At 42.0% G+C, this 26,343-nt stretch carries 36 protein-coding genes, 1 pseudogene and 1 CRISPR repeat array; of the genes and pseudogenes, 16 read left to right on the top strand and 21 right to left on the bottom strand.

Features of this window, described 5'->3' with window-relative positions; translation table 11 throughout:
• The first annotated feature begins 78 nt into the window (after positions 1-78).
• The 4 genes from NSTCB13_RS16375 to NSTCB13_RS16360 all read left to right on the top strand — a co-directional run bounded on the left by NSTCB13_RS16375 (position 79) and on the right by NSTCB13_RS16360 (position 1,727).
• Complete coding sequence (locus NSTCB13_RS16375) at positions 79-645, top strand: S1/P1 nuclease (RefSeq protein WP_448273220.1); 567 nt, start codon at positions 79-81, stop codon at positions 643-645.
• A gap of 26 nt (positions 646-671) precedes the next feature.
• Complete coding sequence (locus tag NSTCB13_RS16370) at positions 672-875, top strand: hypothetical protein (RefSeq protein ID WP_445627638.1); 204 nt, start codon at positions 672-674, stop codon at positions 873-875.
• Positions 876-1,155: 280 nt separating this feature from the next.
• Positions 1,156-1,383, top strand: a complete 228-nt coding sequence (locus tag NSTCB13_RS16365; RefSeq protein ID WP_448273219.1) for an alanine--tRNA ligase-related protein — start codon at positions 1,156-1,158, stop codon at positions 1,381-1,383.
• A 5-nt stretch (positions 1,384-1,388) separates the two neighbouring features.
• Positions 1,389-1,727, top strand: coding sequence for an alanine--tRNA ligase-related protein (locus NSTCB13_RS16360; RefSeq protein WP_448273012.1), 339 nt, complete (start codon positions 1,389-1,391; stop codon positions 1,725-1,727).
• 684 nt (positions 1,728-2,411) lie between these two features.
• Here the strand turns inward: NSTCB13_RS16360 and NSTCB13_RS16355 are convergent.
• The 5 genes and pseudogenes from NSTCB13_RS16355 to NSTCB13_RS16335 all read right to left on the bottom strand — a co-directional run bounded on the left by NSTCB13_RS16355 (position 2,412) and on the right by NSTCB13_RS16335 (position 4,845).
• Positions 2,412-2,546, bottom strand: a complete 135-nt coding sequence (locus tag NSTCB13_RS16355; protein WP_445632177.1) for a CopG family transcriptional regulator — start codon at positions 2,544-2,546, stop codon at positions 2,412-2,414.
• Between the two features lie 76 nt (positions 2,547-2,622).
• A pseudogene (locus tag NSTCB13_RS16350) lies at positions 2,623-2,814 on the bottom strand (HU family DNA-binding protein); the annotation flags it as partial.
• Between the two features lie 214 nt (positions 2,815-3,028).
• Entirely contained in the window at positions 3,029-3,409 is a 381-nt protein-coding gene (locus NSTCB13_RS16345; RefSeq protein WP_445627640.1) for a hypothetical protein, read from the bottom strand.
• A 512-nt stretch (positions 3,410-3,921) separates the two neighbouring features.
• The gene (locus NSTCB13_RS16340) at positions 3,922-4,242 is read right to left on the bottom strand and encodes a hypothetical protein (RefSeq protein WP_448273011.1); all 321 of its coding nucleotides are present in this window, start codon (positions 4,240-4,242) and stop codon (positions 3,922-3,924) included.
• Positions 4,243-4,509: 267 nt separating this feature from the next.
• A complete protein-coding gene (locus NSTCB13_RS16335; RefSeq protein ID WP_448273010.1) occupies positions 4,510-4,845 on the bottom strand; it encodes a UvrD-helicase domain-containing protein in 336 nt (111 codons plus the stop codon).
• Positions 4,846-4,861: 16 nt separating this feature from the next.
• On the opposite strand from NSTCB13_RS16335, the gene NSTCB13_RS16330 reads away from it, so the two are divergent.
• The gene (locus NSTCB13_RS16330; RefSeq protein WP_448273008.1) at positions 4,862-5,065 is read left to right on the top strand and encodes a hypothetical protein; all 204 of its coding nucleotides are present in this window, start codon (positions 4,862-4,864) and stop codon (positions 5,063-5,065) included.
• 340 nt (positions 5,066-5,405) lie between these two features.
• Positions 5,406-5,672 carry a hypothetical protein gene (locus tag NSTCB13_RS16325; protein ID WP_445627644.1) on the top strand — a complete coding sequence of 89 codons (267 nt, stop codon included), beginning with the start codon at positions 5,406-5,408 and terminating at the stop codon, positions 5,670-5,672.
• On the opposite strand, the gene NSTCB13_RS16320 is transcribed toward NSTCB13_RS16325, so the two are convergent.
• Complete coding sequence (locus NSTCB13_RS16320) at positions 5,658-6,152, bottom strand: hypothetical protein (protein ID WP_448273007.1); 495 nt, start codon at positions 6,150-6,152, stop codon at positions 5,658-5,660. The genes NSTCB13_RS16325 and NSTCB13_RS16320 overlap by 15 nt on opposite strands.
• Positions 6,153-6,397: 245 nt before the next feature.
• Here NSTCB13_RS16320 and NSTCB13_RS16315 point away from each other — a divergent pair, with 245 nt between their 5' ends.
• The 9 genes from NSTCB13_RS16315 to NSTCB13_RS16275 all read left to right on the top strand — a co-directional run bounded on the left by NSTCB13_RS16315 (position 6,398) and on the right by NSTCB13_RS16275 (position 15,650).
• Positions 6,398-9,136 (top strand): PKD domain-containing protein, encoded by a 2,739-nt coding sequence (locus tag NSTCB13_RS16315; protein ID WP_448273006.1) that lies wholly within the window; start codon positions 6,398-6,400, stop codon positions 9,134-9,136.
• Positions 9,069-9,653, top strand: coding sequence for a hypothetical protein (locus NSTCB13_RS16310; RefSeq protein ID WP_445627649.1), 585 nt, complete (start codon positions 9,069-9,071; stop codon positions 9,651-9,653). The genes NSTCB13_RS16315 and NSTCB13_RS16310 overlap by 68 nt, the downstream gene beginning before the upstream one ends.
• Entirely contained in the window at positions 9,650-10,834 is a 1,185-nt protein-coding gene (locus tag NSTCB13_RS16305; protein WP_448273004.1) for a class I tRNA ligase family protein, read from the top strand. The genes NSTCB13_RS16310 and NSTCB13_RS16305 overlap by 4 nt, the downstream gene beginning before the upstream one ends.
• A 179-nt stretch (positions 10,835-11,013) precedes the next feature.
• Positions 11,014-11,925 carry an SDR family NAD(P)-dependent oxidoreductase gene (locus NSTCB13_RS16300; RefSeq protein ID WP_448273002.1) on the top strand — a complete coding sequence of 304 codons (912 nt, stop codon included), beginning with the start codon at positions 11,014-11,016 and terminating at the stop codon, positions 11,923-11,925.
• Positions 11,926-12,285: 360 nt separating this feature from the next.
• The gene (locus tag NSTCB13_RS16295; protein WP_445627653.1) at positions 12,286-12,717 is read left to right on the top strand and encodes a cupin domain-containing protein; all 432 of its coding nucleotides are present in this window, start codon (positions 12,286-12,288) and stop codon (positions 12,715-12,717) included.
• Positions 12,718-12,802: 85 nt separating this feature from the next.
• Complete coding sequence (locus NSTCB13_RS16290; protein WP_448273001.1) at positions 12,803-13,552, top strand: glucose 1-dehydrogenase; 750 nt, start codon at positions 12,803-12,805, stop codon at positions 13,550-13,552.
• 122 nt (positions 13,553-13,674) lie between these two features.
• The gene (locus NSTCB13_RS16285) at positions 13,675-14,241 is read left to right on the top strand and encodes an MOSC domain-containing protein (RefSeq protein WP_448273000.1); all 567 of its coding nucleotides are present in this window, start codon (positions 13,675-13,677) and stop codon (positions 14,239-14,241) included.
• A gap of 221 nt (positions 14,242-14,462) precedes the next feature.
• Positions 14,463-15,332: an alpha/beta fold hydrolase gene (locus tag NSTCB13_RS16280; RefSeq protein WP_448272999.1), complete on the top strand. Its 870-nt coding sequence runs from the start codon at positions 14,463-14,465 to the stop codon at positions 15,330-15,332.
• A gap of 9 nt (positions 15,333-15,341) precedes the next feature.
• Positions 15,342-15,650 carry a hypothetical protein gene (locus tag NSTCB13_RS16275; RefSeq protein ID WP_448272998.1) on the top strand — a complete coding sequence of 103 codons (309 nt, stop codon included), beginning with the start codon at positions 15,342-15,344 and terminating at the stop codon, positions 15,648-15,650.
• A 22-nt stretch (positions 15,651-15,672) separates the two neighbouring features.
• Positions 15,673-16,083: direct repeats of the CRISPR family, unit length 37 nt; unit sequence GACACTATCCCCGTGAGGGGTAATGAGGTTTGGAAAC.
• Between the two features lie 220 nt (positions 16,084-16,303).
• Here NSTCB13_RS16275 and cas2 read toward each other — a convergent pair.
• The 5 genes from cas2 to NSTCB13_RS16250 all read right to left on the bottom strand — a co-directional run bounded on the left by cas2 (position 16,304) and on the right by NSTCB13_RS16250 (position 18,439).
• The gene (gene cas2 / locus NSTCB13_RS16270; protein ID WP_448272997.1) at positions 16,304-16,597 is read right to left on the bottom strand and encodes a CRISPR-associated endonuclease Cas2; all 294 of its coding nucleotides are present in this window, start codon (positions 16,595-16,597) and stop codon (positions 16,304-16,306) included.
• A 74-nt stretch (positions 16,598-16,671) separates the two neighbouring features.
• Complete coding sequence (cas1, locus tag NSTCB13_RS16265) at positions 16,672-17,349, bottom strand: CRISPR-associated endonuclease Cas1 (RefSeq protein ID WP_448272996.1); 678 nt, start codon at positions 17,347-17,349, stop codon at positions 16,672-16,674.
• The gene (locus NSTCB13_RS16260; RefSeq protein ID WP_448272994.1) at positions 17,343-17,567 is read right to left on the bottom strand and encodes a CRISPR-associated endonuclease Cas1; all 225 of its coding nucleotides are present in this window, start codon (positions 17,565-17,567) and stop codon (positions 17,343-17,345) included. Before NSTCB13_RS16260 ends, cas1 begins: the two co-directional genes overlap by 7 nt.
• Before the next feature lie 54 nt (positions 17,568-17,621).
• Positions 17,622-18,221 carry a CRISPR-associated protein Cas4 gene (gene cas4, locus NSTCB13_RS16255; protein ID WP_448272993.1) on the bottom strand — a complete coding sequence of 200 codons (600 nt, stop codon included), beginning with the start codon at positions 18,219-18,221 and terminating at the stop codon, positions 17,622-17,624.
• 29 nt (positions 18,222-18,250) lie between these two features.
• Complete coding sequence (locus NSTCB13_RS16250) at positions 18,251-18,439, bottom strand: DEAD/DEAH box helicase (RefSeq protein WP_445632179.1); 189 nt, start codon at positions 18,437-18,439, stop codon at positions 18,251-18,253.
• Here NSTCB13_RS16250 and NSTCB13_RS16245 point away from each other — a divergent pair.
• Positions 18,378-18,509 (top strand): hypothetical protein, encoded by a 132-nt coding sequence (locus NSTCB13_RS16245; protein WP_445627661.1) that lies wholly within the window; start codon positions 18,378-18,380, stop codon positions 18,507-18,509. The two genes, NSTCB13_RS16250 and NSTCB13_RS16245, sit on opposite strands and share 62 nt — an antisense overlap.
• A gap of 216 nt (positions 18,510-18,725) precedes the next feature.
• Here NSTCB13_RS16245 and NSTCB13_RS16240 read toward each other — a convergent pair whose 3' ends face one another.
• The 10 genes from NSTCB13_RS16240 to NSTCB13_RS16195 form a co-directional block, all read right to left on the bottom strand.
• A complete protein-coding gene (locus tag NSTCB13_RS16240; RefSeq protein WP_448272991.1) occupies positions 18,726-18,995 on the bottom strand; it encodes a transcriptional regulator in 270 nt (89 codons plus the stop codon).
• A gap of 32 nt (positions 18,996-19,027) precedes the next feature.
• On the bottom strand, positions 19,028-19,387 hold the full coding sequence (locus tag NSTCB13_RS16235) for a type II toxin-antitoxin system RelE/ParE family toxin (RefSeq protein WP_445627663.1): 360 nt from the start codon (positions 19,385-19,387) through the stop codon (positions 19,028-19,030).
• A 241-nt stretch (positions 19,388-19,628) separates the two neighbouring features.
• On the bottom strand, positions 19,629-20,720 hold the full coding sequence (locus tag NSTCB13_RS16230; RefSeq protein ID WP_448272990.1) for a hypothetical protein: 1,092 nt from the start codon (positions 20,718-20,720) through the stop codon (positions 19,629-19,631).
• The gene (locus tag NSTCB13_RS16225; protein ID WP_448272989.1) at positions 20,698-21,003 is read right to left on the bottom strand and encodes a type II toxin-antitoxin system HigB family toxin; all 306 of its coding nucleotides are present in this window, start codon (positions 21,001-21,003) and stop codon (positions 20,698-20,700) included. Before NSTCB13_RS16225 ends, NSTCB13_RS16230 begins: the two co-directional genes overlap by 23 nt.
• 140 nt (positions 21,004-21,143) lie before the next feature.
• On the bottom strand, positions 21,144-22,208 hold the full coding sequence (locus tag NSTCB13_RS16220) for an RAMP superfamily CRISPR-associated protein (protein ID WP_448272988.1): 1,065 nt from the start codon (positions 22,206-22,208) through the stop codon (positions 21,144-21,146).
• A 2-nt stretch (positions 22,209-22,210) separates the two neighbouring features.
• Positions 22,211-22,654, bottom strand: coding sequence for a hypothetical protein (locus tag NSTCB13_RS16215; protein WP_448272987.1), 444 nt, complete (start codon positions 22,652-22,654; stop codon positions 22,211-22,213).
• On the bottom strand, positions 22,651-23,598 hold the full coding sequence (locus tag NSTCB13_RS16210; protein ID WP_448272985.1) for an RAMP superfamily CRISPR-associated protein: 948 nt from the start codon (positions 23,596-23,598) through the stop codon (positions 22,651-22,653). Before NSTCB13_RS16210 ends, NSTCB13_RS16215 begins: the two co-directional genes overlap by 4 nt.
• 30 nt (positions 23,599-23,628) lie before the next feature.
• The gene (locus NSTCB13_RS16205) at positions 23,629-24,249 is read right to left on the bottom strand and encodes a hypothetical protein (protein WP_448272984.1); all 621 of its coding nucleotides are present in this window, start codon (positions 24,247-24,249) and stop codon (positions 23,629-23,631) included.
• Between the two features lie 2 nt (positions 24,250-24,251).
• Entirely contained in the window at positions 24,252-25,166 is a 915-nt protein-coding gene (gene csx7 / locus NSTCB13_RS16200) for a type III CRISPR-associated RAMP protein Csx7 (RefSeq protein ID WP_448273218.1), read from the bottom strand.
• A gap of 7 nt (positions 25,167-25,173) precedes the next feature.
• Positions 25,174-26,334, bottom strand: coding sequence for a putative CRISPR-associated protein (locus NSTCB13_RS16195; RefSeq protein ID WP_448272982.1), 1,161 nt, complete (start codon positions 26,332-26,334; stop codon positions 25,174-25,176).
• Positions 26,335-26,343 lie beyond the last annotated feature (9 nt).

The following is a 26,343-nucleotide window of genomic DNA, read 5'->3' as shown; positions in this document are numbered from 1 at the left end:
TCTGCATCATCTGCCACTCCATTGCGAAAGTGCGCCTAGTAATATTAAATTACCATCATCCAATATCATCTCAGATAAATAGATGATAAGGCGGATGGCATCTTAAGCTTTTGTTTACGAATCAGATCTAAAAGCAATGCCAGTAACAGTGACAAAGCAGTTGCAATATGTTGGCTGTTCCATTTAATAGGGGATGTGCATCAGCTATTGCATACTACCAAACTAATAACTAATCAGTACCCTCAACCAGAAGGCGATCGAGGCGGTACACGTTTTTACATTAGAGTTAAACCAAATAGCCAAACGATTAGTTTGCATAAATTCTGGGATGACCTAATTGTTGGCAGCGAAAGGTTTCAAACAGTTCGTAACGCTGCTACTAGCCTTAGATCATCTTACCAACGTAATAAATTACCTGAATTAAGAGAAACTAAATTTAATAACTGGGCGAAGTTGGAAAGCTTTAGAATAGCAAAACAAGACGCATATCTAAATGGAAAACTTTCTGGTAGTAGTGATAAGAATGATGGGAAACTCTTACCAGCAAATTATGCTGCTACAGCTAAACCAATTGCTCAACGTCGAATGAGCTTGGCAGGCTATCGCCTAGCCGATGTGCTTAACCAATTGTTGGGACAGCGATAAAACCTGCACGTGGTGGTTCCCGTTCGATGGAGCGGTTTCAACAGGTTAAATATTATGCTGCGGTGGTCATGGAACGGGTGAAGGATGGGATGAATGCGGTAAAAGAGTTTCTCTCTACCCTCACTCCTGACGAGCGTTGGGGCGCGATTTTGGCGTTTGATGAGCTAGAGCCTGTGATGTTTGGGGAGTTGGTAGCTGTGGCTCCTGATTGGGTTGAGTGGATGGGGTGAAACCTGGGTTTAGGAAAAGCTTACTAGCGAGGTCGATTTTCTCGCCCATGATAGATGCGTAGTATCACAACATCATGCTCAAGAATAACATAGTGAATTATGAAGCCGTATTTTCCAAAAGGAACTACAAGCTTTCGTAATCCTGCTATATTCAAACTCGATCAACATTAAACCTAGAGCAAATGCACTGCTGATGAGTGCTGAGGCAAATTGCACACTGTTATCTCAAGTTAATATATCTAATTTGTATTATGTGTGTTACAATTGGCTATATAGATAAATACCAGAGGCGAAAAATGAAAATGCAGGACGCATAAATGGCGGCTTTGAATTAAGTCGCCAAATCGAACAACAATTTATTAAATTTTATGAAGAACATGGGCATTCTCATTTACCAGAATATCCCTTAATCTCGCAAGATAAGGATTTGCTCTACACAATTGCTGGGATGATACCATTTAAACCCATGTTTGAAGGGCATCAACAACCTATACATAAACGAGTTTAACTTATGTGTTAAGCAATAAAAAAAGTATTTATGAGATAGATTGCTTCTGCCAAAATTTTGATAACCATATTTTAAAAGACCACTACCGAACTTATAATTTGATTATGAGTGAAGGGATAACGCCTAGCAATTCTCAGCATGGTTATATCCTCCGCAAACTAATGAGAAGAATGTTTTATCTTGGATACAAGCCAAAAGATAATTTGATTTTCCAAGAAGAATATGAAAAATACCAAAAAGTCTTATCGCTTGGTAAGCAGAAGTTAAGCAAAATTGCTAACCCAAGCGAAAGTGATTTATTAAATCTTTACCAAACTTTTGGTATACCTATTGAAATTAGCTAACAAATTATTAATAATAAAAAACTGATGTAGGATGAATTTATTGTTCGTAACATTTTGTAAAACCGCTTGAGAACTGCTGTCTCCATTATTTAGCAGACCTACTGGCTACTTACCACTTCTGCAAAGGTAGCGCTTGAGTATAGTTTCTGCTTCTTTTGATTTATCTCCTGAAGAGTAACTAAGCAGTTCTGATAAGAAATTAACATTCTGATTAGTTCAGCTTTTTTAGACCATGTTTTAATATTATGATGAATATCACACCAAGAGCAAAAGTAATAGCTAATAATATTGCTATTGGCAGGAAGCAATTTACTTGATTCGTACTCCACGAACATAAGAAAAGTAGACTCTGTATACCAAAGATACTCACTAAAATTAAGCTAAATATGCCAATAACACCAATAGATACAATAATATATCCAGTATTTCTATTTTTGCTCATAAATCTCTTACATCTGACAAAAATTATTTTTAAGTGGAGTTACACGGCTAGGCGAGTGTTCCCAAGGCAACACAATTAAGGCAGGCAATATGGTTACACTTTACCCTACTTATACTGGATAAACTGGTATTATGCCAAAAATCAAACAGTGCAATTACTGTCTGTTGTATGCTAACGATCCCCACATAGTTTGTGCCGTTTATCTAGGAGGGATCGAGGGCGATCGCTGCTAATCAAACAGTTCAAACTGTATTAGGTGTTTCTCCAGTTGGTAAAGAACGGATTAATTCCCGAATGATATCGGTTGTTGGCCGTCCTGTGATTGAGCAGTACTTTTCTAGGCTTTCTGCTTCGCCTGATGTCAGATTTATTGTTATTCGTTTAACTGGAGTTTAGACTAAAAGCGATATGAGAGAACGCAAATCAAATGGAATTAGAGATTAAAAATATTATCTTTGGATTCAGCCCTTCACATTCGGAACGTTCGCGTCGCTCGAATGAGCCAAAACCAACCAATGTTACCTTATCCCCATTCGCTACAGCTTCGGTAACAACTTCTAAAAAAGCTGATATCACTTCCAATGCTTCTTTTTTTGTGATGTTGGCCTTTGCTGCTATAGCATCTACTAATTCACCCTTGTTGATAAATTCCCCTGAAGTATTGCAAGTATTGGAAATTTAGCATCAGTAAGTCTTGTTAGCAAAGGGGAAAAAGGAATAAAAATCAAAAATGTAATACTACTACAAATTCTTTTGAGTTTATAACCACCTATCTAGTGGAAGCAACTTCTCTAATTTTGCCAGAGAAGTTGCAAGATAAATTCGTAAACTCTCAAAATTAGAGATTACGAATTATTGTTTATTTCCTCAAAATATTAATAGCTGCACCTGCTGCTGCGCCATCTAATAAATCGCCAGCCACATCTTCGCGCCCGCCAATAATAGCGCGAACTCCGGCGCTAGTTGCTGCCCCGACTGCGGCATCTCTACCTAAGTTACGTTTTTTCTTACGTCCAACTAAATTGACGGCAGCACCAGCCGCAGCACACTTAGCAGCATTGCGTAAAACACTACCACGTCTTCTAGCAGCTCCAGTTACTACACAAGTACCAGCACCAAGGGCTGCATCTCCTAAAATTCGGTCGTTAGCTGCTGCTGGTTGAAGAGGAACTAAGGAGATTCCAGTTAAACTGGCAGCCATGAAACTGGGTAGAAATGCGCGTTTGAGAATTCGATTCATAGTAGATACCTTCTTAAAAAATCAAACGACTGTTCAAAAGACTAAAGAAAAATTCAATTTGTTGCAGCCACAGATGCGCTCCTGACTAGTTTAGACCTGGAGTTTAGTCAGAAGTGCGAAACCCAAAGCCTTACAGTGATTGAGATAGGGAAAATGTACTCAATCGTAAGGCAGACAATAAGTGTTACAGAAAAAATATCACATTGACCGAGAGTTCAATATTATTATCTTGCTCCTGGGTGGTGAAATGGATAGACAAATGAACTACCCAGGAGCTAGCTTTGCTTGAGCCAGGGGTTTCTCCCGGATTTCTCACAATAAAGAGCGATCGCAATCCTCATAATCCTTAGCCAGAATATGTTTCGGACATTTTTGATAGATGATTTTTGGATTTGTGTGAAAAACCAGAATCTAGATTTTATAAGGGTTTGAGAATTGTGGCGAGAAATGCGGGTTCTACATCCCCTGGGGACTAGCCTGAGATTTTTGACGCTTCTTTTAACCCAGTTTTTTCATGCTTCCCGCAGTCTTACGGGGCTTCTGCACACTCGTATTTGAGGAATAACAACAAAATTTTCAGATCCATAGCCTCGCTCTCGATCTAAATCTATAGCAATATTAATTAAGGTTTTAACGGTAGGTTCTGTTAAGCTACGACCAGTACGTTCAAAAAAATCCTCACATCTTTGCTGAACTGATTCTTCAGGATTTAAAACTAGGCTATAGTCTTTCTGTAAAGCATTAATCAGCAATTGAGTAGAACGATTATTGACTAAAGGTATAGTATTATTTTTCAAAGTATAAGTAGAAATATTTTCTTTTTCTAATAGCAATCTTATATGATTAAGTTCATCTCAGTTACGTGCTAAAATAGCAATCTCATTTGGGAAAGAGCCTGAGTCTAGCCACACTTTGATATTATCTTTAATCCACCCAGCTTGCTAAGATATATTTTTGAAATTCAAAGCTCTAACAGGCTGTCCCTTAGTTACTTGCCTCTCATGGTTAATGCGAATTTGTTCTTCTGGAGCCTATTTACATTTTTTAGGATTTTTTTAAATTAACTCATTAGCAACTTTAATAATATTATCTGTAGAGCGTTAATTTGCGGTCAGTAGTAATCTTTTGGCTTTATATTCTTGTTCAAATTGAAGGATATACTTGGTAATAGCTCCATTAAATTCAAAAATATTTTGGTCATCATCACCAATAGCGCAAAGATTAATTTGCACCGAGCGTGTTTCGTCTTCAGATTGATTTAACCCAACAATTGACTTAATCAGACGATACTCCTTTTCACTAACATCTTGATACTCATCAACAAAAATGTATTCTAATTTTCCTAATAATTGAATTCGTCGCGCTTGAGTATCGTTATCTGCATCTTCAAATTCTTCATCAAAGTCACCCTCTTGAAAGATTTCATTGGTTGTCACCCAAAACCAATCGTCTTTGGCACTGCCAAAAGTGCGATCGCCTTACTACTGCACTACTGGCCACCACAGTCATCAAGCGACCCCAACAGTTCGGTTGAAAGACCGTTTTAAAAAGGCTAAATCGGCATCGGTCAGTGAAAGGTTACGCTTGAGAGGGGCAATCGCACTTGTACACAGCAGGAGCGATCGCCCGATCGTCAAATCTGCGATTCAACATTAGATAATCGAAACTGGCAATTACCGTATAATCAAAAGCACAGTTAATACAAAACTGTTTCAAGCAGAAAGCTTGTCACCTTTATTAGTGGCTTTGGTAATTTTTAGGCTTTTATTAGTTGTACACTAACTCTATAATTGAATGGCACTAAGAAAAGCTCTAAGCTATGTGGAATAGGAGCTATAGCTTGAAATGCGGGACGAGCAGTAATGGCATAGGCAGGCGATCGCTAATGGAGGGATGATGTACAATTGTCCAAAAGTTTTTGGAAGTAAAAAAAGCTTACTCGTCCGTGAAATACTGTTTTTGAGACGAATAAGCCAAAACCAAAATTACTACTACTGTGACACTAAGAGTACAAATCCTCAAGGATAAATTTAATCAGAGTTTAGGTTTACCTTTCAAAGAACTATTGCCAGAGTTTGTAATAAGACAAGCAATTTCCGAATTAAAGATTAAATACAAAAAGCGGTTATTTGATCCGTTTGTAACATTGTGGGCATTTTTATCTCAGGTTCTGGATACCGACAAAACTTGCCATAATGCTGTGAGTAAAATAATTGCACATCTAGCAGAATCAGAAGTAGAAGTTCCCTCAACGGAAAAATAGTGGATATTGCCAAGCCAGAGCAAGGCTCCCAGAGAAATTATTAGAGAAACTTTTCAATTTCTCAGCACAAAATCTAGAAGAGAAAGTGACAAAAAAACATTTGTAGTGTGGTCGCAATGTCTTAGTAATAGACGGTTCAACTGTTTCCATGCCAGACACCATTTGAGGGCGACGACCCCCAGTGACAAATGGCTCCTTGGCATAGGCTCCATCAACTGCAAGATAACGAATTTGGTGAGGTAATTGAGGTTGAGCAATTTCCAGGTGATGGAGATAGTAGTCCATCCGAGTCAGGTCGGGACAGAAGCCTTGGTCAAATGTTTGTTCAGCAAGCAGACTATAGGCCACTTCAGTTTCTACATCTACTACCGCCACCAAGGATACCTCTAATCCTCTCTCGACTCGATTGTGACTGCCATTATAAAATTGGTCGTATCCATTGGTCTTTTTCCCGCTTTTGGCAATGAATGAACAATCCATCACGGCAATCATCGAGTGATCAAGAGACGTTGCTGTTTTGATTAGTTCCGCGTTGAACTGAGCAAAATCAAACTGTTTTTTAACACGAAACCGGACACTTATTAGGTATAATCAACGGCTACAGTGAATTCGATCGCTACATCCAAACCATCAACAACACCAAAACCTTCATCGGCAACAACATCACCGCCACCCTCACGAATGACGGTAGCCACCTCGACTCCAAAATACACCCCTACGACCTGATGAACAACACCCTCGCCCCAGGCGTGCGTAAACTACCATCATGGCTCAACCTCCAAATGCTTAATGCCATCCGTACCGGAGATGGGGGGATGGGGGGATGGGGAGATGGGGAGAATACCCTGCAAGCACCACTTGGCGCGATACTGCTTGCAGACATCACCAACGGCAACTTCGACTTTACTGACACCAGCAAACCCGAATATGGCTGGACAACACGCGGTGCAGCCACCATCATGAATCAAGAAGCAGTCCTCACCGAAGACTCGCCATTTAACAGCAACTTCACCCAAACCTTCATCATCCCCTCACACGCCAAATACCTACAATTCACCATCCTTGACACCCACCTGGGAACCAACGAATTCGCCCCCAACGACGCCTTTGAAGTCGCCCTATTAGATGCGCGTACCCTCACCCCCCTAGTCGGCACATCTATAGGACTCAGCCAAACCGACTCCCTCCTCAACCTCCAGCAAACCGGCAACGCATACTTCAGCGATAAAGTAAAAGTCGCAGGTGCAAACACCTCCGGCGACAAAATAGCCCTGAACACACCGCGCACTGTCAAAATTGACATCAGCAACATTGCTCCTGGAACCCTTGCCACCTTATACTTCGACCTATTAGGCTTCGGTACAAAAGATGGCAAAGTCATCATCGATAACGTCATGCTACTAGACAAAGACCTGATTAGCCCAACAGCGTTCGCAGACACAGCCACCACCGACCAAGCAAAACCAGTATTAATCAACCTCCTCGCCAATGACAGCGACGCAGACAGCAGCATCAACCCCACAACCTTAACCATCAAAACCAATCCTAGCAACGGTGCGATCGCAATCAAAGGGGATGGTACAGTTACTTACACCCCCAACCCCACCTTTGTCGGCACAGACACCTTCACCTACACCTACACCATCACCGACACAGACGGCTTAACATCCAACACCGCCACTGTCAACATCACAGTCAACAATATTGCCCCAGTTATTACGGTAATTACAGGCGACACCACCACAACCGAAGGCACCATAGCCAACTTTAGTGCCACAGCAGTTGACCCAGGTGATGAACTTACCTACCTCTGGAACTTCGGCGACGGTTCCCAGCTACTAGAAGGTCAAAATGTCAGCCACGCCTACGCCGACAACGGCACATACATCGCCACCCTTACCGTTATAGATAGCCAAAGCGTAAATAGCTTCCAGTCTCTAGAAATCACAGTCAACAACGCCGCACCAAAAGCTAATGCAGGCGCAGACCAAAGCATCAACGAAGGTCAAACAGCCACCTTCAACGGGCAATTTAGCGACCCCGGTATTCTCGACACCCACACAATCACTTGGGACTTCGGCGACGGTACAACCATCGCAGGTATCCTCAACCCAACCCACATTTACACATCAGATGGCACTTACGCAGCAAGCTTGACCGTTGCTGACAACGCCAGGGCATCCACAATCGACACCCTCACCGTCACCGTTAACAACCTCGCCCCCACCATTACACAACTCACGGGCACAACTGAAGTTGCAGAAGGCACACCAGCTAACTTTAGCGCCAGTGGTACTGACCCCGGCAACGACACCCTTACCTACACCTGGAACTTTGGCGATGGTTCTGCCCCCGGACAAGGAAAAGATATTAGCCACACCTTCGCTGACAACGGCATCTACACCGTCAGCTTGACAGTCAGCGACTCTGACGGCGCTTCTACATCCCAAACCCTACTGACAAAAGTCAACAACGTCGCTGCCACCGTCAACGCAGGTACAGACCAAACCATGTACCAAAACGAACCCGTCATCTTCGACGGACAATTCAACGACCCCGGTATATTAGATACCCACACAATCGAGTGGAACTTCGGTGATGGTAACACCGTAACTGGCGTTCTTAACCCCAATCACATTTACACCCAACATGGCGAATACACCGTCACCCTCACCATCACTGACAATTCGGGCGCAGTCTCCAACGATACCATGACTGTCACGGTGAAGAAGCCACCCACCATGTCCGTTAGCGATATCTCAATTATTGAAGGAGATAATGGTAACAAGTACGCCGTCTTTACTGCTAGCTTAAACGAAGCCAGTCTGCGTACCATCACCGCCAACTATTCTACCACTGACGGTACGGCAACTGCGGGTAAAGACTACACCGCCACCAACGGTACAATTACCTTTGTTTCAGGGGAAATCAGCAAAACCATCACCGTTCAACTAATTGGCGACACCCTTGACGAATTCGACGAAACCTTCAGAATCAACTTTACTAATGCCACAAATGCCACAATTCTTACCAACCAAGCGATCGCTACAATCCTCGACGACGACGCAGCCCCAACCCTGACAATTGGTAACAAAACCATCACCGAAGGTGACAACAGTACGGCAACCATTACCTACACCGTGAACCTCGACACAGCCAGCGCTAAACCAATCTCAGTTAAATATACAACAGCAGATGGGACAGCGATCGCGGGTAATGACTATACCGCAACCAACGGCACAATTAGCTTTGCTCCTGGTGAAACTACTAAAAATGTTACGGTACAGGTACTTGGCGATACCATTGATGAGTTTGACGAAACCTTCTTCCTCAACTTGAGTGATGCTACAAATGCCACAATTGCTGATAATCAAGGTGTAGGTACAATCGTTGATAATGACCTACCACCTGTACTCACCATCAATCATTGTAGAGGTAATTGGCGATCGCACCAGAGGTGCTGATGAAACCTTCGCGATTAACCTGAGCAACGCCACCAATGCTACCATCAGTGATGCCCAAGGACTGGGTACAATTGTTGACGATGACCGCACAGATGGATTTGGGATTCGAGCCGAAGGAACGGTGACTATCAATGGTAGTAGCGACTTTGACGGCAATCCCCTTGATGTGTACGATGACACATTAATCTATGCAGCCAAGGGTTTCAATATCAATGGAAATTCAGTACTCCCTGTAAAACGAGATGCAGCTGGTAATCCGATTCGAGATGCCAAAGGTAAATTGATTCTAGTTGAAAATGCTGTAGCAGTAGCACCAGGATATACAGTCAGCAATGCTTCAAATGGCAATCAGTATGCCAACTTAATTCCTCCACAAATTGTAGAGCCACAGACTATCGTTGTGCCAGCTTACGCTTTGGTAAAACAGCAAGAACTAGAACGGAGAATTCGTGTCACAGTAGTAGTAATTTTGGTTGGTGTCCTTCTTGCAAGACAGTACTTGCCGATGAGCAGGTGATTGGCGGCGAATGCGAACGGTGTAGCACGATCGCCATTCAACGGGAATTGGAACAGTGGTTTTTCAAAATCACCCAGTATGCTCAACGGTTGTTGGACAATTTGGATCGATTGGACTGGTCAGAAAAAGTCAAAACGGCTCAACGCAACTGGATTGGGCGTGACGAAATAAATGGCACAGTGCAGTATCACTTGCGAGATTGGTTAATCTCACGGCAACGCTATTGGGGCCCGCCAATTCCGATTATTTACTGCGATTGCTGCGGGATAGTGCCCGTGCCAGAGGAGCAATTGCCAGTGCAGTTGCCGGAAACTGAAAATTGGTTGCCTCAAGGAACTGGGAATTCGCCTTTGGCGGACATTCCAGAATTCGTCAATACAACCTGTCCCTGCTGTGGTGGTGCAGCACGGCGAGAAACGGATGTGTCTGATAACTTTTTGGATTCTGCTTGGTATTTTTTGCGCTATCCCTGTTGCGATCGCGCTGATGTTCCATTCGATCCAGCAATTACAGCTAAATGGTTGCCTGTGGATATGTATATTGGTGGTGCAGAACATCATCTGTTGTACAGTCGATTCATCACAATGGTGTTGCACGATTTGGGGCATATCCCCTTTGAGGAACCCTTTCAACGATTCCGCGCCCACGGATTGCTGACTAAACAGGGTGCGAAAATGAGTAAGTCGAAGGGTAATGTGGTGAATCCCGATCGCTATATCGAGGAATATGGTGCAGATACATTGCGGACTTACCTGATGTTTTTGGGTCCATACGACCAAGGAGGCGATTTTTCCGATCGCGGGATTGCTGGTATCCGGCGATTCTTGGAAAGAGTGTATCAATGGGCGAACAAACACAAAAATAGTTTGCAACCAAATCCGCCTGATTTGGGATCGCAGCGGCGTTTACATCAAACAATCCACAAGATTTCCAAAGATATTCAATCGCTGAAATACAATACAGCGATCGCCGCCTTGATGAGTTACTTCAATATGTTGCAATCAAAGTCAAGTATTGCAGAGGTGGAATTGAAGTCGTATCTATTGATGTTGGCTCCCTTTGCACCCCATGTCACAGAAGAACTCTGGCAGCAATTGGGTGCTGATTGCTCGATTCATCAGCAGACTTTTCCCCAGTTCGATCCAGAATTTTTGATTTTGGTGAGAAGGCAGCGGATTTAATTAAAGCAGGTCGCACAGCACGAACGGTTCTCAGCAAATCTAACGTCCAAAATCCGGCGTATTCATCTATTTAGAAACGAGCGATCGTCTTTGATAAATTTCAGATTATCATACCTGTTGAGCGTTTATCGGTCGATGTTAGGCAAACAGAACACTCGACCTCTGTAAAGGGATACACAATGGCTCTGATTACAACACCATTTGGACGACATTCCACTGCCGCCGAGGTCGTAGAAGGAATTGATCTTTCCGGCAAGCGGGCGATCGTCACGGGAGCCGCATCAGGCATCGGCGCAGAAACGGCGCGGGCACTGGCTCAAACTGGAGCGATCGTCACACTAGCTGTGCGTAATACCAATGCTGGAGCGCAAGTCGCGGCTGACATTATGGCTACTACTGGGAACCGGAATATTTATGTTGCTTTGCTTGATTTAAGCGATCGCAACTCAATTGCCAAGTTCATTGCTGCCTGGCGTGAGCCGCTACACATCCTCGTTAATAATGCAGGGGTAATGGCACTGCCCAAACAGCGCACACCCGAAGGCTGGGAGATGCAATTTGCCACTAACTATCTCGGACACTTTGCTCTAACGCTCGGACTACACGACGCTCTCGCTGCTGAGGGTGCCGCCCGTATCGTGTTGGTTAGTTCTAGCGGGCACCTGATGTCGCCCATTGTGTTCGATGATATTCACTTCATGTTCCGTCCTTACGATCCGTGGTTGGCGTATGGACAGTCCAAGACCGCAAGCATCCTCTTTGCAGTGGGTGCTACTGCGCGCTGGTTCAAGGATGGCATTACCGCTAATGCCCTGATGCCTGGGGCGATCGCAACCAACCTCCAGCGTCATACGGGCGGTCTTAGAACCCCACCTGAGCGGCAGAAGACAATAGCGCAGGGTGCGGCAACTTCCGTTCTGTTGGCAACCTCTGGGCTACTAAAGGGCGTTGGCGGACGCTATTTCGAGGACTGCAATGAAGCCACTCTCGTCACCAACGGGAACGGCTATATGAGCGGAGTTGCCCCCTACGCCCTAAACCCAGACAATGCCGATCGGCTCTGGAATGAATCGTTGCGCCTGCTCGCTTGACCTGGCAGTAACAGTGAGCTTCATGCTGTTGATGAACGAATTGCCGGTCGTAAGCCTGCCAGCCTTTTGTCCATCATGCCCACGATCGCCACGGGAAATACAAACGCACCCACTATGATGATTGCTGGGAAGGCAGCAGATTTAATTAAAATGGAGCGTACTTCGCAAAGTGTTCTTAACAAGCTTAATGTTTAAAATCTGACACACTCATCTATTTAGGAGTTCGGAAATCTCCCTTTTCAAGAGTTTATCTGACACTTCGCTTTAGCACTCGGTTTCCATGACGTACTGGCATTGACGGCATGAACGCCTGCTTTATCTGAGTCGTAAGCTTGAACATTCATTAGAAGGATCTATTTTATGATACAATCTTTCTGGCTTTTTGGTTCTCGCCTCACCATCGTCGCCGACCACACTACGACCGATGGTAAATACGATCTGATTGAAGGTTATTTCCCTCCTGGCACACAGACTCCACCCCATCGCCACACACGTTATTCCGAACAACTTTATGTACTCGAAGGAGAGTTCACTGTCTGGGTTGGTAAGAATAAGGTTGTGCTAGGCCCAGGTGAAAGTGCCTTCATTCCGATGGGTACACCCCATGTCGTTGCTGCACTCAGCGATCGACCAGCTCGCGGGTTAGTTGTTGCTTCGCCCAGTGCCTTTGCTCACCTAGTTGAAGCAACAGGGACGCTAAACGAGAATGAGGAAGCTGACTTAGCATTATTCATACGCGTCTCTAGCGAAATTGGCGACGAAACTCTGGGTGTACCTGGAGATATCCCTTAAAGATTAAGTTGACCATTCTTCCTCCTGACTCCGCTCTCCATAAGCAACTGACTGCTTTAAACCCAACAATCAAAGGATCGGCATAATGAAAAAACTAGAAGGAAAAATCGCCCTTGTCACGGGTGGCAACAGTGGTATCGGTCTTGCCACTGCCAAACAGTTTGTTGCTGAAGGAGCCTATGTTTACATTACGGGTCGTCGCCAAGCCGAACTGGATGCTGCTGTAGAAGCCATTGGTAAAAATGTTACGGCTGTGCAGAGCGATGTTTCTAATCTGGCAGACCTCGATCGCCTGTTTGCCACCATTAAGCTTGAGCTTGGACACCTCGATATTATCTTCGCTAATGCTGGCGGTGGACAAATTGCCCCACTTGGAGCGATCGCTGAGGAACATTTTGACAAAACATTCAACGTAAACGTCAAAGGTTTGCTGTTCACCGTACAAAAGGCACTGCCACTGTTGCCAGAGGGCGCTTCTATTATCCTGAATGCTTCGATTACTTCTATAAAAGGTACGCCAGCTTTCAGTGTTTACAGTGCCTCCAAAGCCGCCGTGAGATCGTTTGCTCGGAATTGGATACTCGACCTCAGAGAACGCAAGATCCGAGTGAATGCCATTAGCCCTGGTGTGGTTCCGACTCCTGGTTACGATCGTTTGGGACTCAATGACCAGCAGTTGCAAGAATTTGTGGACAGCCAAGCCAGCACCATCCCACTGGGACGAGTCGGCACACCCGATGAAATTGCCAAAGCCGTTGTTTTTCTGGCTTCAGATGATAGCAGCTTTGTGAACGGCATTGAGTTGTTTGTTGATGGCGGTATGGCACAGATTTGAAGTCCAAAAGGGGTTAAAGATGAAGCTGATCTCTGTTAATGTCGGGCTGCCGCGTGAAGTGACCCTGGAAAGGAAAACCCGTCCGCACTGGAATTTTTAAAGAGCCAGTTAATTCCAGAGTGATGGTGCGCGAACTCAATTTAGATGGCGATCGCCAAGCGGATCTCACCGTTCATGGCGGAATTGACAAAGCCGTATATGTCTATCCTTTTGAACATTATGATTACTGGCGAAGTGAATTGCCTGACACAGAGTTAACGCCAGGAATCTTTGGTGAAAATTTCACAGTTACAGGATTTAAAGAAGAGGAAATTAACATTGGCGATCGCTTCAAAATCGGCAGTGTGGAACTAATGGTGACTCAACCGCGCTTACCTTGCTACAAACTAGGGATTCGCTTTGGGCGAGCGGATATGGTGAAACGATTTCTCGCCAGTCGTCGCACCGGATTTTACTTTCGGGTTTTGCAAGAGGGCGAAGTTGTAGTCGGAGACACTTTAGAGTTGATGAGTCGAGATACCAACAATATTACTGTTGCTAATATCATTCAGCTTTATGTTCGTGAGCGACACAATCCAGAATTACTGCATCGTGCTGCTCAACTTCAAGCGTTACCCGAAAGCTGGCGGGACTACTTTCAGGAGCAGATCCGTCAACGCCCTTCGGGCGGGGAAAAGGGTAAAGGTTAAAGGGTAAAGGGAACCCCATACTAAAGTTAGGGGCTTGATACTATGAGGCTGTATTCCTCGTACTACGTATCTGGAAATACATCTTTTTTCCTTTTCCATGTTTAAAAACTCTTTCTTGCGCCCTTTCCCCTTTCCCCCTCTTCGGTTGTCAGGATGCGAGATAGATCGACCTGTCGGAAAACGCCATCATGTCACTTTTATCACTTACAAGGAGTAATCTGATGACTACATATCGCACAGTTTCAATTGATGGTTTAGATATCTTCTATCGTGAAGCGGGTTCCCGTGATAATCCAACGATTCTGTTATTGCACGGCTTCCCAACTTCCTCTCATATGTTCCGCAATGTCATACCAGCCCTCGCTGATAAATTCCATCTCGTTGCTCCTGATTACCCTGGCTACGGCAACAGTTCGATGCCAACTGTAAATGAATTTGATTACACGTTCGATCGCTTGGCCGAGATTGTGGAGAAATTTATTGACGCGATCGCTCTCAAAAAGTACAGTCTTTATGTGATGGATTATGGCGCACCGATTGGCTATCGGATTGCAGCTAAATATCCAGAGCGCGTGCAATCTCTGATTGTGCAAAATGGCAATGCTTATGAGGAAGGTCTACGCGAATTCTGGGAGCCGATTAAGGCATACTGGCAAGAGCGATCGCCTGAGAATGCAGACAAACTCAAATATCTTGTCACCCTAGAAGCGACGAAGTGGCAATATACGAATGGTGTTCGCAATCTAGAAGCGATTAGCCCCGATACCTGGACTATCGATCAACATTTCCTCGATCGCCCTGGCAACGGTGAGATTCAACTGGCACTGCTGTATAGCTATGGTACGAATCCACCGCTCTATCCCCAATGGCAAGAGTATTTTCGTAAATATCAACCTCCAACTCTGATTGTTTGGGGCAAGAACGATTACATCTTTCCTGCTGACGGTGCTTATCCCTACCAGCGTGACTTAAAAAACCTGGAGTTCCATTTACTCGATACGGGACACTTTGCTTTGGAAGAAGATGGGGATGCGATTGCAAACTATATCGATCAATTTCTCACATCACGACTGCAATCCGTTCTCACCTGATCGGTGGAAATGATGCATTATCCCAGCATGGTTCCCTACCTGCGGGGACATGGATCAACCCGTTTTCTCGACAGCGCCACACCACGCTCCGGGCTGCAAGCTGCGCTCGGTGTCGATGCGATCGCCCTTGGAGTGGCTTGTTGGATTTCCTGTTGTGGAGTAGGTTGTGGTGCTGTTGCGGAAACTGTGGGCTGTTCAATAACCGATGGCTCCCATCCGATTGGCGGCAAGGGGGAAGGTAGGGTTTTCTCTGGGGATAAGGGGCGGGGGAAAAAGGGGAAAGGGTTTAAGAGGATAGTTATTTTGTACAGTGCATAGGTTCTAGTATTATTTCGGGTGAGACACTATCCCCGTGAGGGGTAATGAGGTTTGGAAACAGTGGAGCGCTGGTTGTTTGGTAGGGCGATACGCAAGGACACTATCCCCGTGAGGGGTAATGAGGTTTGGAAACGTTGAGTCGCCTGATAAAAAGAACCTGTAACTGCAACATGACACTATCCCCGTGAGGGGTAATGAGGTTTGGAAACTATACTTAAAAACCACAAAATAATATATACGCAAGACACTATCCCCGTGAGGGGTAATGAGGTTTGGAAACTTAGTCTTAAATAAAAAGCGATCGCCTGAAGTGACAAGACACTATCCCCGTGAGGGGTAATGAGGTTTGGAAACTTCCGCCGCACCGGAGGTCATAAGCATTATTTATGGTTTTAAGACACTATCCCCGTGAGGGGTAATGAGGTTTGGAAACAGCTCGGTGCTGAAACTTAACCAGAGCAAGCTTCCTGGGGAGTGATTTGACGGATCGAAAAAATAGGTCATTTTCAGCCGTCCTTATTGCAAATTATTTGCAACTCTCCCATTTCATGAAACGCTATAACTATTATTTTGTCAAGGTTCTGGCGATTTTGACGAGTCTCCAGGGTTTTTGACCCCGCTTCGACTTGTCAAACATCAAGTTTGTAAATTCATCATAAGACTATTGTTTGCTCTTGTCGAGGAATTTCCGAACCGTATGTGATAGTTTTTTTGACTGCACCTGCATCAAGCACATATATACGTACAGCATCTTCTTCTGATTTGATGAGTTTTTCTATTTTTGTTTGTAGTGTAGCAAATTGAACCGTTGTTAAGAAGCACTCGAATACGCTGTACTGTGTCCATTTACCATAGCCTGACAACATTTTGTGTAAAGGAGTACGACGCTTATTCGCTGCTTTATTATCTGGTAGATCGTAAATAATCAAATAGAATAGTGTAGTCATCGTAGAGCTAGAGCTTTATAAGGAATCCCTTCTTGCAAATGCCGACTTAGTAATCGAGCTTGCAGTTCTATAGCTCAGCGATAGGTACATCTGTACTCAAAAACAGGATGTTTGAACTCATCGTTCATTTTTCGCTCAAATGCTTGCAAGAAGGATTTACGGGCATCTTCCTTTAAGCGATACGCACCCAAGCTTTCAGAGAAATCTTGTGGCTGAATTTCGCGTTTATGCAAAACGGTCAATACCACATTATCAGCTATCAAAGCACGAAACTCTTCCATCAAATCGAGTACCATCGAAGGCTGACCGTGATGTACTTCATGTAGATATCCTATATATGGATCTAAACCAGCTACATGAACCGCAGCTGTTACTTGAACGCGCAGCAAACCATAAGCAAAACTCAGCAAAGAATTCACTGGGTCGGTAGGGGGACGGCGATTTCTGCCATTAAAAGTCCATTGCTTTCCAACCATACGCGGCCAACAAGCAAAATATTCCCGTGCGGCTAAACCTTCGATACCCCTTACTCGATCGATAGTTTTCTGGCTCTTGACCTGGCTTTTACGTTCTTTAAGAGGATTATCTCGCTCGTTATGACGGTATAGAACTTGATACTGATTGTGAATTTTAGCCGCCACGATCGCTTTGACTAATTCTAAACGCCGTACAGGATCGTTATACAGTTGATACTGCGCTAACCGCAATTGTCCATTACGTGAATAGCCAGGAAGTGCCGAACCATTTACCAAAGTGAGAAAGGTAGTAGAACCGGCATTCCTAATTCTAAGGCATAAACAAGCGCATCTCCTGTAACTTGAGGATTGCCCATAAGCACAACTTGCTCTACAGTTTGTGCAGGAATACTTTGTTTTTTCCAAGAACCATCTTCCTGCTTTAAAGTCACATTAAAAGCTTCATAATTCTTGCTCAAAACAGCATCAGCTTGAGTAACGTACAGAACTGACATATCAAAGGTGTGTAATTAGTAGTGAATAAAAGTTGTTAATGGAGTAGCACTGATTCAATCATCAGTTTCAGCAGTTTGTAGATTTTGTAATTGCTTAACTTCAACAGGTAGACAAATTCCTTGTAAGCTGCATGAATGACATTTTTTAGGATGGTCAATTGGGGATGGCATCGCTCTATTAGCCGCAAGTTGAGCAAGAGCGATCGCTTGCTCGGTCATTTGTCTTAGTTGTGGTGTAAATGCTACTGTCTGCCTTCTGCGGTTAGCATGATAGAAAATATCACCGTAAGTAATACTGCGTCCAGTGCGTTCTTCTAAACATAAAGCGGCTGCACAAAGTTGAAAGTGGTCGTTAAGATGCTGTGCCATCTTAGCTTTTTTGTATTCCACAGGCACAAGTTGCTCGTTGCATTCTTCTACGGCATCGATGATTCCAGCAACCTTGAGGCGATCGCTCCAGACCCATTGCTGTTGATGAATTAGTGTTTCACCCTCTTGAAACGTGGTTTCTTCATTGATGTTGCGGTGGATGTGACGACCCAAAATGATGTGTTCGTTATCTTCCATCTCACCCAAGACATATTCTAAATAAAATCTGCGTGGGCAATATTCCCAAGCGTTAAGATACGCCAGGGGCAAATAATCTTCATTCATAAGTTGTTAGTCAAAAGCTATTTAATTAATCAATTGATTGTCCGTGACAGTTGCGTAAGTCCTGCTAAAGTTTCGGCACGTTGGCGTAGGCTGTTAGCCAGGGTTCGCAGGGGGACAACGTAGATAAGTTTGTTGGGGAAGTCAAGGTTGAGATGTTTGGCGAAAAGAAAAGGTGCGATCGCTGTTTCTGTTTTCCCTGACCCTGTAGGTGCGCGCAGGAGGATGTCTTGGCGGTTGAAGATGCGTGCGATCGCTTCAATATATCAAAAAAAGGTAACTGCTTTGTAACCAGCATTTACCTCATAACAATGTGTTTTGTAACTTTTAGTCCCCTTGCGGGGAAGTGGTGAAAACTGAAACAACTGTTCAATCACCATACTAGAGGAGTGTTTCAATCCCCTTACGGGGAAAACACTTTTTCTCTAGTCATAAAAATAATAGCTTGACATTTTTGATAAGTCAAGCTATTATTTAATGCTTTTGTTTTTCAAAAAGAACTAGTTTTTACTCAAATTGAGCAAGAACAATTTCCTCTTGGGGGAAATTAGCTACTATTTTTAGATTCCCACCAAGAGCTTTAATATAGCGCGAGAGAGTGGAAATTTGAATGTCTTCTTGGTTCTCTAACTCCAAAATAGTAGACTCGACATCACTGAGTTTTTTTTCCAAATCATCCTGTGTCACGCCCAATGATTCTTGTAGTTCCATTAGGGTAATATGAAGTGACATAAGTTTAGCGCGGATTTCGCTTTTTGCCCTTTGCTCAGGTGACATTTGTTTTCGCAATTCACTAAAAGGCTTTGTCTTCATATCAATTTTTCATCCTCAAGCTCTTTTAGCAATTCGTCGTAGAGTCTATCAGCTTTTGGGACATTCTCTTCATACCAGCGATCGTTACCTTTTTTGTTACCTCCTAAAAGGAGTACGGCGATCCTACGGGGATCGAAGCAATACAATATTCGGTATGGTTCTCCCTTATGTTGTATCCGAAGTTCCCGCATATTTCCATGACGAGAACCCTTGATATCTGAGCTATAGCGAGAGCGAAGATTTGGGCCATGTTCTTGAAGTAACTTGACTACAGCATCCACAGAGACTTGCTCTGCTGCATCAAGTGTAAGCCACCACTGCTCAAACTCGTCTGTATACTCTACTTCGGTTGCCATGTGTAATAATTGCCTATTTATAAAATACTTCGTGCTGTATGCTGGTTGAAAAGTTGATTCAGTCCTACTGTTTGCTAGTTGAAGAGTTGATTCAGTTGAGCTTGAGCTTATAACAGGGGGCGATTCACCCAAGTATGTGGTTATTTGTGAATTCATGTTTTGTTCCTACAAAGATTGCTGGCTAAGATAGCCTTACTTTATATACTATTAGACCTAATAAATTAGTGGTAAGAATTCATCATTAATCAATAAATTTCACACTTTTAATACTTCCATCATCCTTAAGAGACACGATTTTTACTTGCACAGTTTGTCCTTCTTGGAGAGAAGTGGCTTTTTTTGGTTCCTTCTCGGTTAACTTAATCGTCCCCAAAATTTCATAGGTGACTTTGTTACCATTGATTTTGGTAACTTTAGCTTCGATAATTTGCCCAACTTGAAAGTCTTGCGCTTGGGCTATTTTAGCAATTTCCGCTTGACGTGCTGACTCAAAAACAGGTGTTGAGGGAGGAGCAATTTCCCCTATTGGAACACCAGCATCTCTGTAGTAACGCATCAGGCGAGATACCCAGCCTAAAATTTGCAGCATGGTATGAGCATCGTTCACACCTTTAAGATAATCGCTACAAGCTTTCTCGATGCTGCGGTAATAATCTGTGGTTCTACCACTGTGTCCAATTTGTCTACCACTACTGACTAAGGTTTTCAGGTAAGTGAAAAATCGGGATGTTGCATTTGGTTGCTGAACAGAGGAACGGAGATAAGCAACTGCTTTTCCCAATTCGTTGACATCTGTATTATCTTTGACTAGGGTTTGAGCGATCGCATGGGCAATTTCCCACTGTGGATCTGTGAGAGATTCCAAAGTAGATTCAGTTATGGGCATATTTAATACATTATCGGGAGTTTGTGGTTGTTGGAATAGCAAAACATTTTTAGTGAATAAACTAGATTCAACATGAAAAAAATCTCCTAGCTTTTGCGCTTGTTCTGGAGTAATTTTGTGCTGTCCATTTAAAATCTCCTCCATCAAAATTTTTGATCCTAAAACTACCTCTAAATCTTCTCTGCTTTTCTCAGATTGTTCTAAAAGAAACTCAATCATTGATTTAGGATTAATCTGCTCATCAATTTGATAATATTCTCGTTCAAAATTTTCAATCAAAGTAATCAGTAAGTTAAATAATTCATTTTCTTCAGGAGTAAGTTCCTGGTGCATTAAATCTTGTATGATTGCTAAAGCTTCTTCATTTTCAGTTTCACTATTAATAACTTTATTAGTATAAGTTTTTAGTAAATTTTTATACTTGTTAGTTTTGGAAGTAAGGGTCATTTTTCCATTCCTCCTTATCATATTCAGCATGAGTGAGAATATATTTAATATAAATTAATTGCCTTTGATAATTTATATCAACAATTAATCTGTATTTATTACCTTTGATATTGAAAACTGTAAAATTACTAACAGCTTCAGCTTTCAGAAAAACTTGTTGTACTTCGACTAAATTTGACCATTTAGCTTTACTAGCAATTTTATACCAGTTATTAAGAGCTTCTTGACAATCTGCATGTGTTTTTCCATATTCTTTTAAAATTTTATGACTAATAACGTGCATCTTTTCATAAAAATTTAATTAATACATAACTTCTACTTAAGTTATTGCAATGGACTATGTTCTATCGAATGCGATCGCATGGGCAATTTCCCACTGTGCATCTGTTAGAGATTCTGAGGAGAATTCAGCTATTGTCATGATTAGTACATTCCAGACGGTGGTTCGCGGTCGGTTGGATAGCGCAAAATAGCAGCGAGTTCTTCTAGTTGCTGTTTTTGAATCAGCCGTGAATGTGCTGCTTGAATATTTTTTTGGATGAATTGTTGTAATTTTTCCCCAATCAACTCATCAGATTGATTGAGATTATAGGAAGAATAACGCTGTTTGAGGTTTTGTGGCTGATGGATTTTGTCAATTTTGACCGTCATTGTTCCCATACCTATGGGTTTACCACCGCCCACTTTTAAAGCCATAGGATATTTAGCATCTTGTCCTAAGACAATTAATAAAGTTCCTAATTCTTCATCTGTCAAATTTTTAAAATGTAATTGAGTGGTAAAAATATATTCTCTGCCAGCTTGTTGTACAGGTATCCCAGCATTTTGTCCTTTATCAATTGCTCTAATAGTGTTGTAATAAAACTTACGTCCTGCAACTTTACCTCGAACAAAGTATGCACTACTTTCATCTGGGCGGGGACGATATAAAGAAGGCATAAACCCTGTAGAAAAGTCGATACTTTCACACTTTGCATCGTTAAAATCTATCAACCCTTGCCAATCTAATGCACCAAAAACTCTACTCGCAGGACAAAGTTGTTCTTTGTTGCGACAAGGTAAGCGTTCTTGCGGAATTTTATCTCTATATCTATTAGTAATTACTGCTAAAGTACTATTAGTAATTGCCTCATATACAGACCGGATGCAACCTTTAAGGGAACTGCCTTGAATTGACAGCTTTTGGTCAACACCTTGTACCATCGTTTTAATTAAGGAAATGCGGTTGTTACCAATGTCGCTACCCATAACCACTACTCCAGTAGAGACGTGAAGAGATGTCTGCACTTTTAGGGTGAGGAATAATGTACCATGTAGGCGATCGCTCAAATATTTGTAATGTCCAGCCGGACGCTGTAAATTAGGGCGGTCTTGCGGAAAGGAAACGAATTCATAAGGTTTTGGCGGAAGTTCTGGTGATGAACCCCCACCACTAGGACGGTTAGGTTTACTAGGTGGTTGAGGTCTTGATGGACGATTTGCAGTCATAATTATTGTTTAATTGTCAAAGCGACAAAATGAACTGTAGTGGTTTGTTTATCGATAAAATAGCGTTGGGCGATATTTAATTCTTGAGCAGGAAATCCTTTAGGAAAACGTGTTTCTGTGGGAGAATGTAAATGAGCATTTCTGTCTTGAGTTTCCCAAATTTCACCCACTGGTTTAAAATCAGAGTATTCACCCGCAACACTCAAAAGTAGAACTTCATAACTATCTTTGCGCTTATACTTCCACCTCAATTCACAATTTTGATTAAACATTTGACCTTCCAACATTGGGAAGTCATCTTTTGTGGGTTCTTGTGTCCAATTATCGCTAACTTTGTGACTCCACCGGAAGAAGTAGTAACTAGGTTCAATTGCGAATTTGTTAATTAATACCAGCAATTCTTCAACTGATAAAAGTTCTTGTTTCACACCAACAAAAGCCGTCATTTTGACACCCCTAATAAACTACTCCAAGACCTAACAGCACGTTCAAATAAATCTGTAACCGTACCATCGCGCCAAGTAAGTTGCACACCAAAACCTAAATCCATCTCTTGTGCAGCAACAGGAGTATCTTGATAATCTGGTTTAGAGAAACCATATAATTGTGCATCTTCTGGTTCTAAAAACTCTCCAGCACCTAAAAGAAAAGTATTAGACCATTGTTTTTGACTTCCAATAGCGTGAATTTGTCGTTTATCTTCCGACAAAACACAACCAGGATATTGCACAACGGCTGAGTTTAATTTAACCTGTACAGTACCCAAACCGCGAGATTTTGCAAAACCTAAACCGAACCAACCATCATCTAAATCTCGTAATACTAAACCAATTAAACCCAACTGGGAAAGAGTGAAGTTTTTCAAATGAATCTTGGTATGAAATTCGCCAGCAGTGCAAACTTGATAATTGAACAATGCACCTGGAACAGTAGATCCAAATACTCTATCAATTGCGACACCATTACGTTCTTCAATTTTGAGAGGCTGAGACTTATCTGGATAAGCATCTTCTATTCTTAATCTGCTGGCGATAGAAGTATTACCAAATATTTGGTCAGTAAAACTAGAGAGTTTGTAAATATCTGATGCTGATTTTTTATCAAGATAATCATATTTATCACTTAAAGGATCGTTAGCCCAAGGTAATTTCTTGGAGTTTGGTTTGTCATCACCTACAGTCCTTACAATCCTTTCTGCATGGGCACGGATTGCACCTTTTAAACTACTTCCAGGTAAATAGATAGAACGCCCACCAGCATGATATGTTTCCACAAATTCCATATCTGGCTTAGTCGGATCAGCTCCTTCCTTACCCGGTTTAATCAGAATCGGCCCGTCAGGAATTAGGGTAACATCAATGGTACAATGGTTAACAAATTTTTTGTGCATAAGTATATTCTGTTGAGTAAATATTGCAGATTAGGCAGCAACTAAATTATTTAGCTGCACTTCACATTGTTGAAATACAAAATTAACAGCAGCAAAAAGTTTATTTAGTTCATAAATGGTATAAGGAGTGATATTTCTAGTAAAAATATCACCTCCTAATTTACCAAATTGCCATGTTGCACCATTGGAAACAATACCATAAATCACTATTTGATATTCTCCATTCAGTCTTTGAGCAGCAATCATTTCGGCTAAACATTGCGCCCAACCAGTTTCAAAGTTATCTTGCTTTGCTTCTACTAATATAAAGTATGGTTGATCAAAGACAACTTTTCCTAATGGAGAACGTTTAGCCAAAATATATTCAGGAAAACCTGATAGTTTTTCGTCATAATTTAAGGATTGATGACTCCATAAAATAAACTTACTACGGTAAGTCTTCCAGATTTCTTTCAGTACGGGATAAATGAGATTTTCACAAATAGCAAACTCGGAATTATCAACAACAGCATCCCGCATCATCAGTTCTAAATCTTCGCGGAAATAGTCAGGAATAGTAAAAGCAAGTTCGCTGACAAAATTAGCTTCGGTATAAGTTACTTGAAATGCTTTGAGAACTTCCCCGATAGTTTTGAAACTGCTGAAAGCCATAGTTACCCTCCTGAAGCAATTGATTGGGTGGAATTTTGAGCTAACTTGTCACTCAAATGATTTATCAAATCCTGCGTCCAAGTATTCTTAAACTGCTTACCATCTTCATAAATTGATGTATCGCTAGTATCTTCATTGACTAATGTTTGCAAGTATTTCAACAACTTTTCTGGGTTGTTATCAACATCAATCCATGTCATCGTGTCAATATCTAGTTTAACGACACCCAAGCCACGCGATCGCCCTCCACCCAGAGGTATTTGTTCGGTTTCAAACTGGTGTAACCCAATCATCAATAAACCCAATTCCCAAGGTTCTGCATTCTCGACTACAGCCTTAAACTCAAACTGTGTCGCTGCTGGAACTACTTGGAAATCATATAGTTTCCCATCTGCGGCGGTTTCGGTGTCTCTATCAATAGCTACACCGTCTCTTTCTTGGTATTGTCCAAACCAGGTATCACGCACTACAGTTAAATCTCTGACTTGGAATTTGCTAGCAATCCAGGGTGAACCAAATACAAGAGATGTGAGATCAGTTTCGTTAATAATTTTCTCTGTAAGTAACTGATCCCTTTTTGCACTCCGTTCTTCCGGTGAATATTGCTCAAGTTCTTGTTCTACTCGTTTTTTAATACCATTTTTTCCATTCAGGCGTTCGTTTGTGATTGACCATTCACTCTCTATTGCTGGATTTGCAGCTAAATCTGGATTTATACCTCTGAGGAAACTTTCGAGGCGCGATCGCATTGCACCTTTAAAGCTAGAACCTGGAATTAATGGATTACCCAACGCATCTTTAATTACAGGTAAATCTGAGCCAATTGGTTCGCTAGAACGACCTGTGCTGATGCGTAATGCTGTAATTGTGGTGAGTGTACCTGTGATTTCTAAGCGATTTTTGAATGTGTCAAACATCATATAATTATGGGTTATCGTTGACATAATCATGCTCTCCATAGTGACGTAAATATAAATTGCCATTTTTGGTAATACAACTTACACGCCAACCTGTGTTTTTAATATAAAAATGATCAATTTCATTCTTTCTTACTCCTCCTTCGCATTTTTGTCCACCTTCATATCTAGTAAAATGTAGTCTAGGATCAAAACGAGTAGTGTTTCCATTAAACTTAATCATAGAAGCTGAAACTTCAGCTAATACTTCATGCAAATCAAATTTATTTTGTTGACTGACATTATCTCGTTGGTAATCCTTCATAAAAGAAGAATTTTCCCCATAAATTAAACGAGGGAAAACCACTGGCTTATTACCTGTTAAAAAGTCTCTTTTACTTCTATTCCAAAGCAACCGTCCCCAGTTATTAAGTTTTGCTTCATCTCCAACTTTAAATATTAAACTATCTGGCACATTTTCCAATTCTGATAATTTAACCCAAATATCTACAGATGAAGCCATGAGAGCAAATTGGGCAGGCTTTATGACAGAATAATCAATCTGGAGTGGCAATTTAGGTATCGTAATAAAATCTAAATTCCCCTCAAATATATAGATAATTTCAGCACCGTATAGCATCCCGATGGTGTTTGCATAACCTTGTAGTGCTTTAAAACCACCAACAAGATTAAAATAAATATCATGACTGTCTTTATATGCCAAGAAAATTGTATCCCACCATTCTAAAAATTCATCAATACCATCAGCAAACCTTTCAGTATTGAATGTGGAAAGTTGTTTAGGTACTTGTATGTGAGCGTTAATTCCTTTGTGTTTTAAGAATTTTTTAACAATTTCTGCTGTAATTCTACCTTGATAGGTATCTGTAGAAATCAGCCAATGTATATCTGATTTTCCTTGTTCTAGATTACCCCCGTATAAGCCATAAATACCATTGAGTTCGGCACTAGTGTCTCTAATTTCTTTAGTGTTCTTAGCATTATCAATTTTATCCTCTGCCCTATATTTCAAGTTGAGAATACTTTTTTTAGCGTTATCACTTATTTCTTCTTCTTTATCATTTGCTGATCTTTGTATATGTGTAAAATACTCTTCAGGATCAGTGTATACATCAATCTGATTTGTTAATAAACTTGTTCCTACAGTAGAAACTACAAGATTTGGCATAGCTACCCC

Source organism: Nostoc sp. DSM 114160 (genome assembly GCF_053470305.1).
This window is presented reverse-complemented; position numbering and strand designations above follow the sequence as displayed.

Excerpts from the sequence above, each read along its gene's own strand:
- NSTCB13_RS16290 (WP_448273001.1), top strand. The coding sequence starts at position 12,803 with ATGAAAAAACTAGAAGGAAAAATCGCCCTTGTCACGGGTGGCAACAGT.
- NSTCB13_RS16320 (WP_448273007.1), bottom strand. The coding sequence starts at position 6,152 with ATGGATTGTTCATTCATTGCCAAAAGCGGGAAAAAGACCAATGGATAC.
- NSTCB13_RS16220 (WP_448272988.1), bottom strand. The coding sequence starts at position 22,208 with ATGACTGCAAATCGTCCATCAAGACCTCAACCACCTAGTAAACCTAAC.
- NSTCB13_RS16215 (WP_448272987.1), bottom strand. The coding sequence starts at position 22,654 with ATGACGGCTTTTGTTGGTGTGAAACAAGAACTTTTATCAGTTGAAGAA.
- NSTCB13_RS16280 (WP_448272999.1), top strand. The coding sequence starts at position 14,463 with ATGACTACATATCGCACAGTTTCAATTGATGGTTTAGATATCTTCTAT.
- NSTCB13_RS16235 (WP_445627663.1), bottom strand. The coding sequence starts at position 19,387 with ATGGCAACCGAAGTAGAGTATACAGACGAGTTTGAGCAGTGGTGGCTT.
- NSTCB13_RS16210 (WP_448272985.1), bottom strand. The coding sequence starts at position 23,598 with ATGCACAAAAAATTTGTTAACCATTGTACCATTGATGTTACCCTAATT.
- NSTCB13_RS16240 (WP_448272991.1), bottom strand. The coding sequence starts at position 18,995 with ATGTCACCTGAGCAAAGGGCAAAAAGCGAAATCCGCGCTAAACTTATG.
- NSTCB13_RS16195 (WP_448272982.1), bottom strand. The coding sequence starts at position 26,334 with ATGCCAAATCTTGTAGTTTCTACTGTAGGAACAAGTTTATTAACAAAT.
- cas4 (WP_448272993.1), bottom strand. The coding sequence starts at position 18,221 with ATGAATGAAGATTATTTGCCCCTGGCGTATCTTAACGCTTGGGAATAT.
- cas2 (WP_448272997.1), bottom strand. The coding sequence starts at position 16,597 with ATGACTACACTATTCTATTTGATTATTTACGATCTACCAGATAATAAA.
- NSTCB13_RS16205 (WP_448272984.1), bottom strand. The coding sequence starts at position 24,249 with ATGGCTTTCAGCAGTTTCAAAACTATCGGGGAAGTTCTCAAAGCATTT.
- NSTCB13_RS16285 (WP_448273000.1), top strand. The coding sequence starts at position 13,675 with ATGGTGCGCGAACTCAATTTAGATGGCGATCGCCAAGCGGATCTCACC.
- NSTCB13_RS16345 (WP_445627640.1), bottom strand. The coding sequence starts at position 3,409 with ATGAATCGAATTCTCAAACGCGCATTTCTACCCAGTTTCATGGCTGCC.
- NSTCB13_RS16310 (WP_445627649.1), top strand. The coding sequence starts at position 9,069 with ATGACCTACCACCTGTACTCACCATCAATCATTGTAGAGGTAATTGGC.
- NSTCB13_RS16315 (WP_448273006.1), top strand. The coding sequence starts at position 6,398 with ATGAACAACACCCTCGCCCCAGGCGTGCGTAAACTACCATCATGGCTC.
- NSTCB13_RS16370 (WP_445627638.1), top strand. The coding sequence starts at position 672 with ATGGAGCGGTTTCAACAGGTTAAATATTATGCTGCGGTGGTCATGGAA.
- NSTCB13_RS16295 (WP_445627653.1), top strand. The coding sequence starts at position 12,286 with ATGATACAATCTTTCTGGCTTTTTGGTTCTCGCCTCACCATCGTCGCC.
- NSTCB13_RS16230 (WP_448272990.1), bottom strand. The coding sequence starts at position 20,720 with ATGACCCTTACTTCCAAAACTAACAAGTATAAAAATTTACTAAAAACT.
- NSTCB13_RS16225 (WP_448272989.1), bottom strand. The coding sequence starts at position 21,003 with ATGCACGTTATTAGTCATAAAATTTTAAAAGAATATGGAAAAACACAT.
- NSTCB13_RS16300 (WP_448273002.1), top strand. The coding sequence starts at position 11,014 with ATGGCTCTGATTACAACACCATTTGGACGACATTCCACTGCCGCCGAG.
- NSTCB13_RS16275 (WP_448272998.1), top strand. The coding sequence starts at position 15,342 with ATGATGCATTATCCCAGCATGGTTCCCTACCTGCGGGGACATGGATCA.
- NSTCB13_RS16260 (WP_448272994.1), bottom strand. The coding sequence starts at position 17,567 with ATGTCAGTTCTGTACGTTACTCAAGCTGATGCTGTTTTGAGCAAGAAT.
- csx7 (WP_448273218.1), bottom strand. The coding sequence starts at position 25,166 with ATGTTTGACACATTCAAAAATCGCTTAGAAATCACAGGTACACTCACC.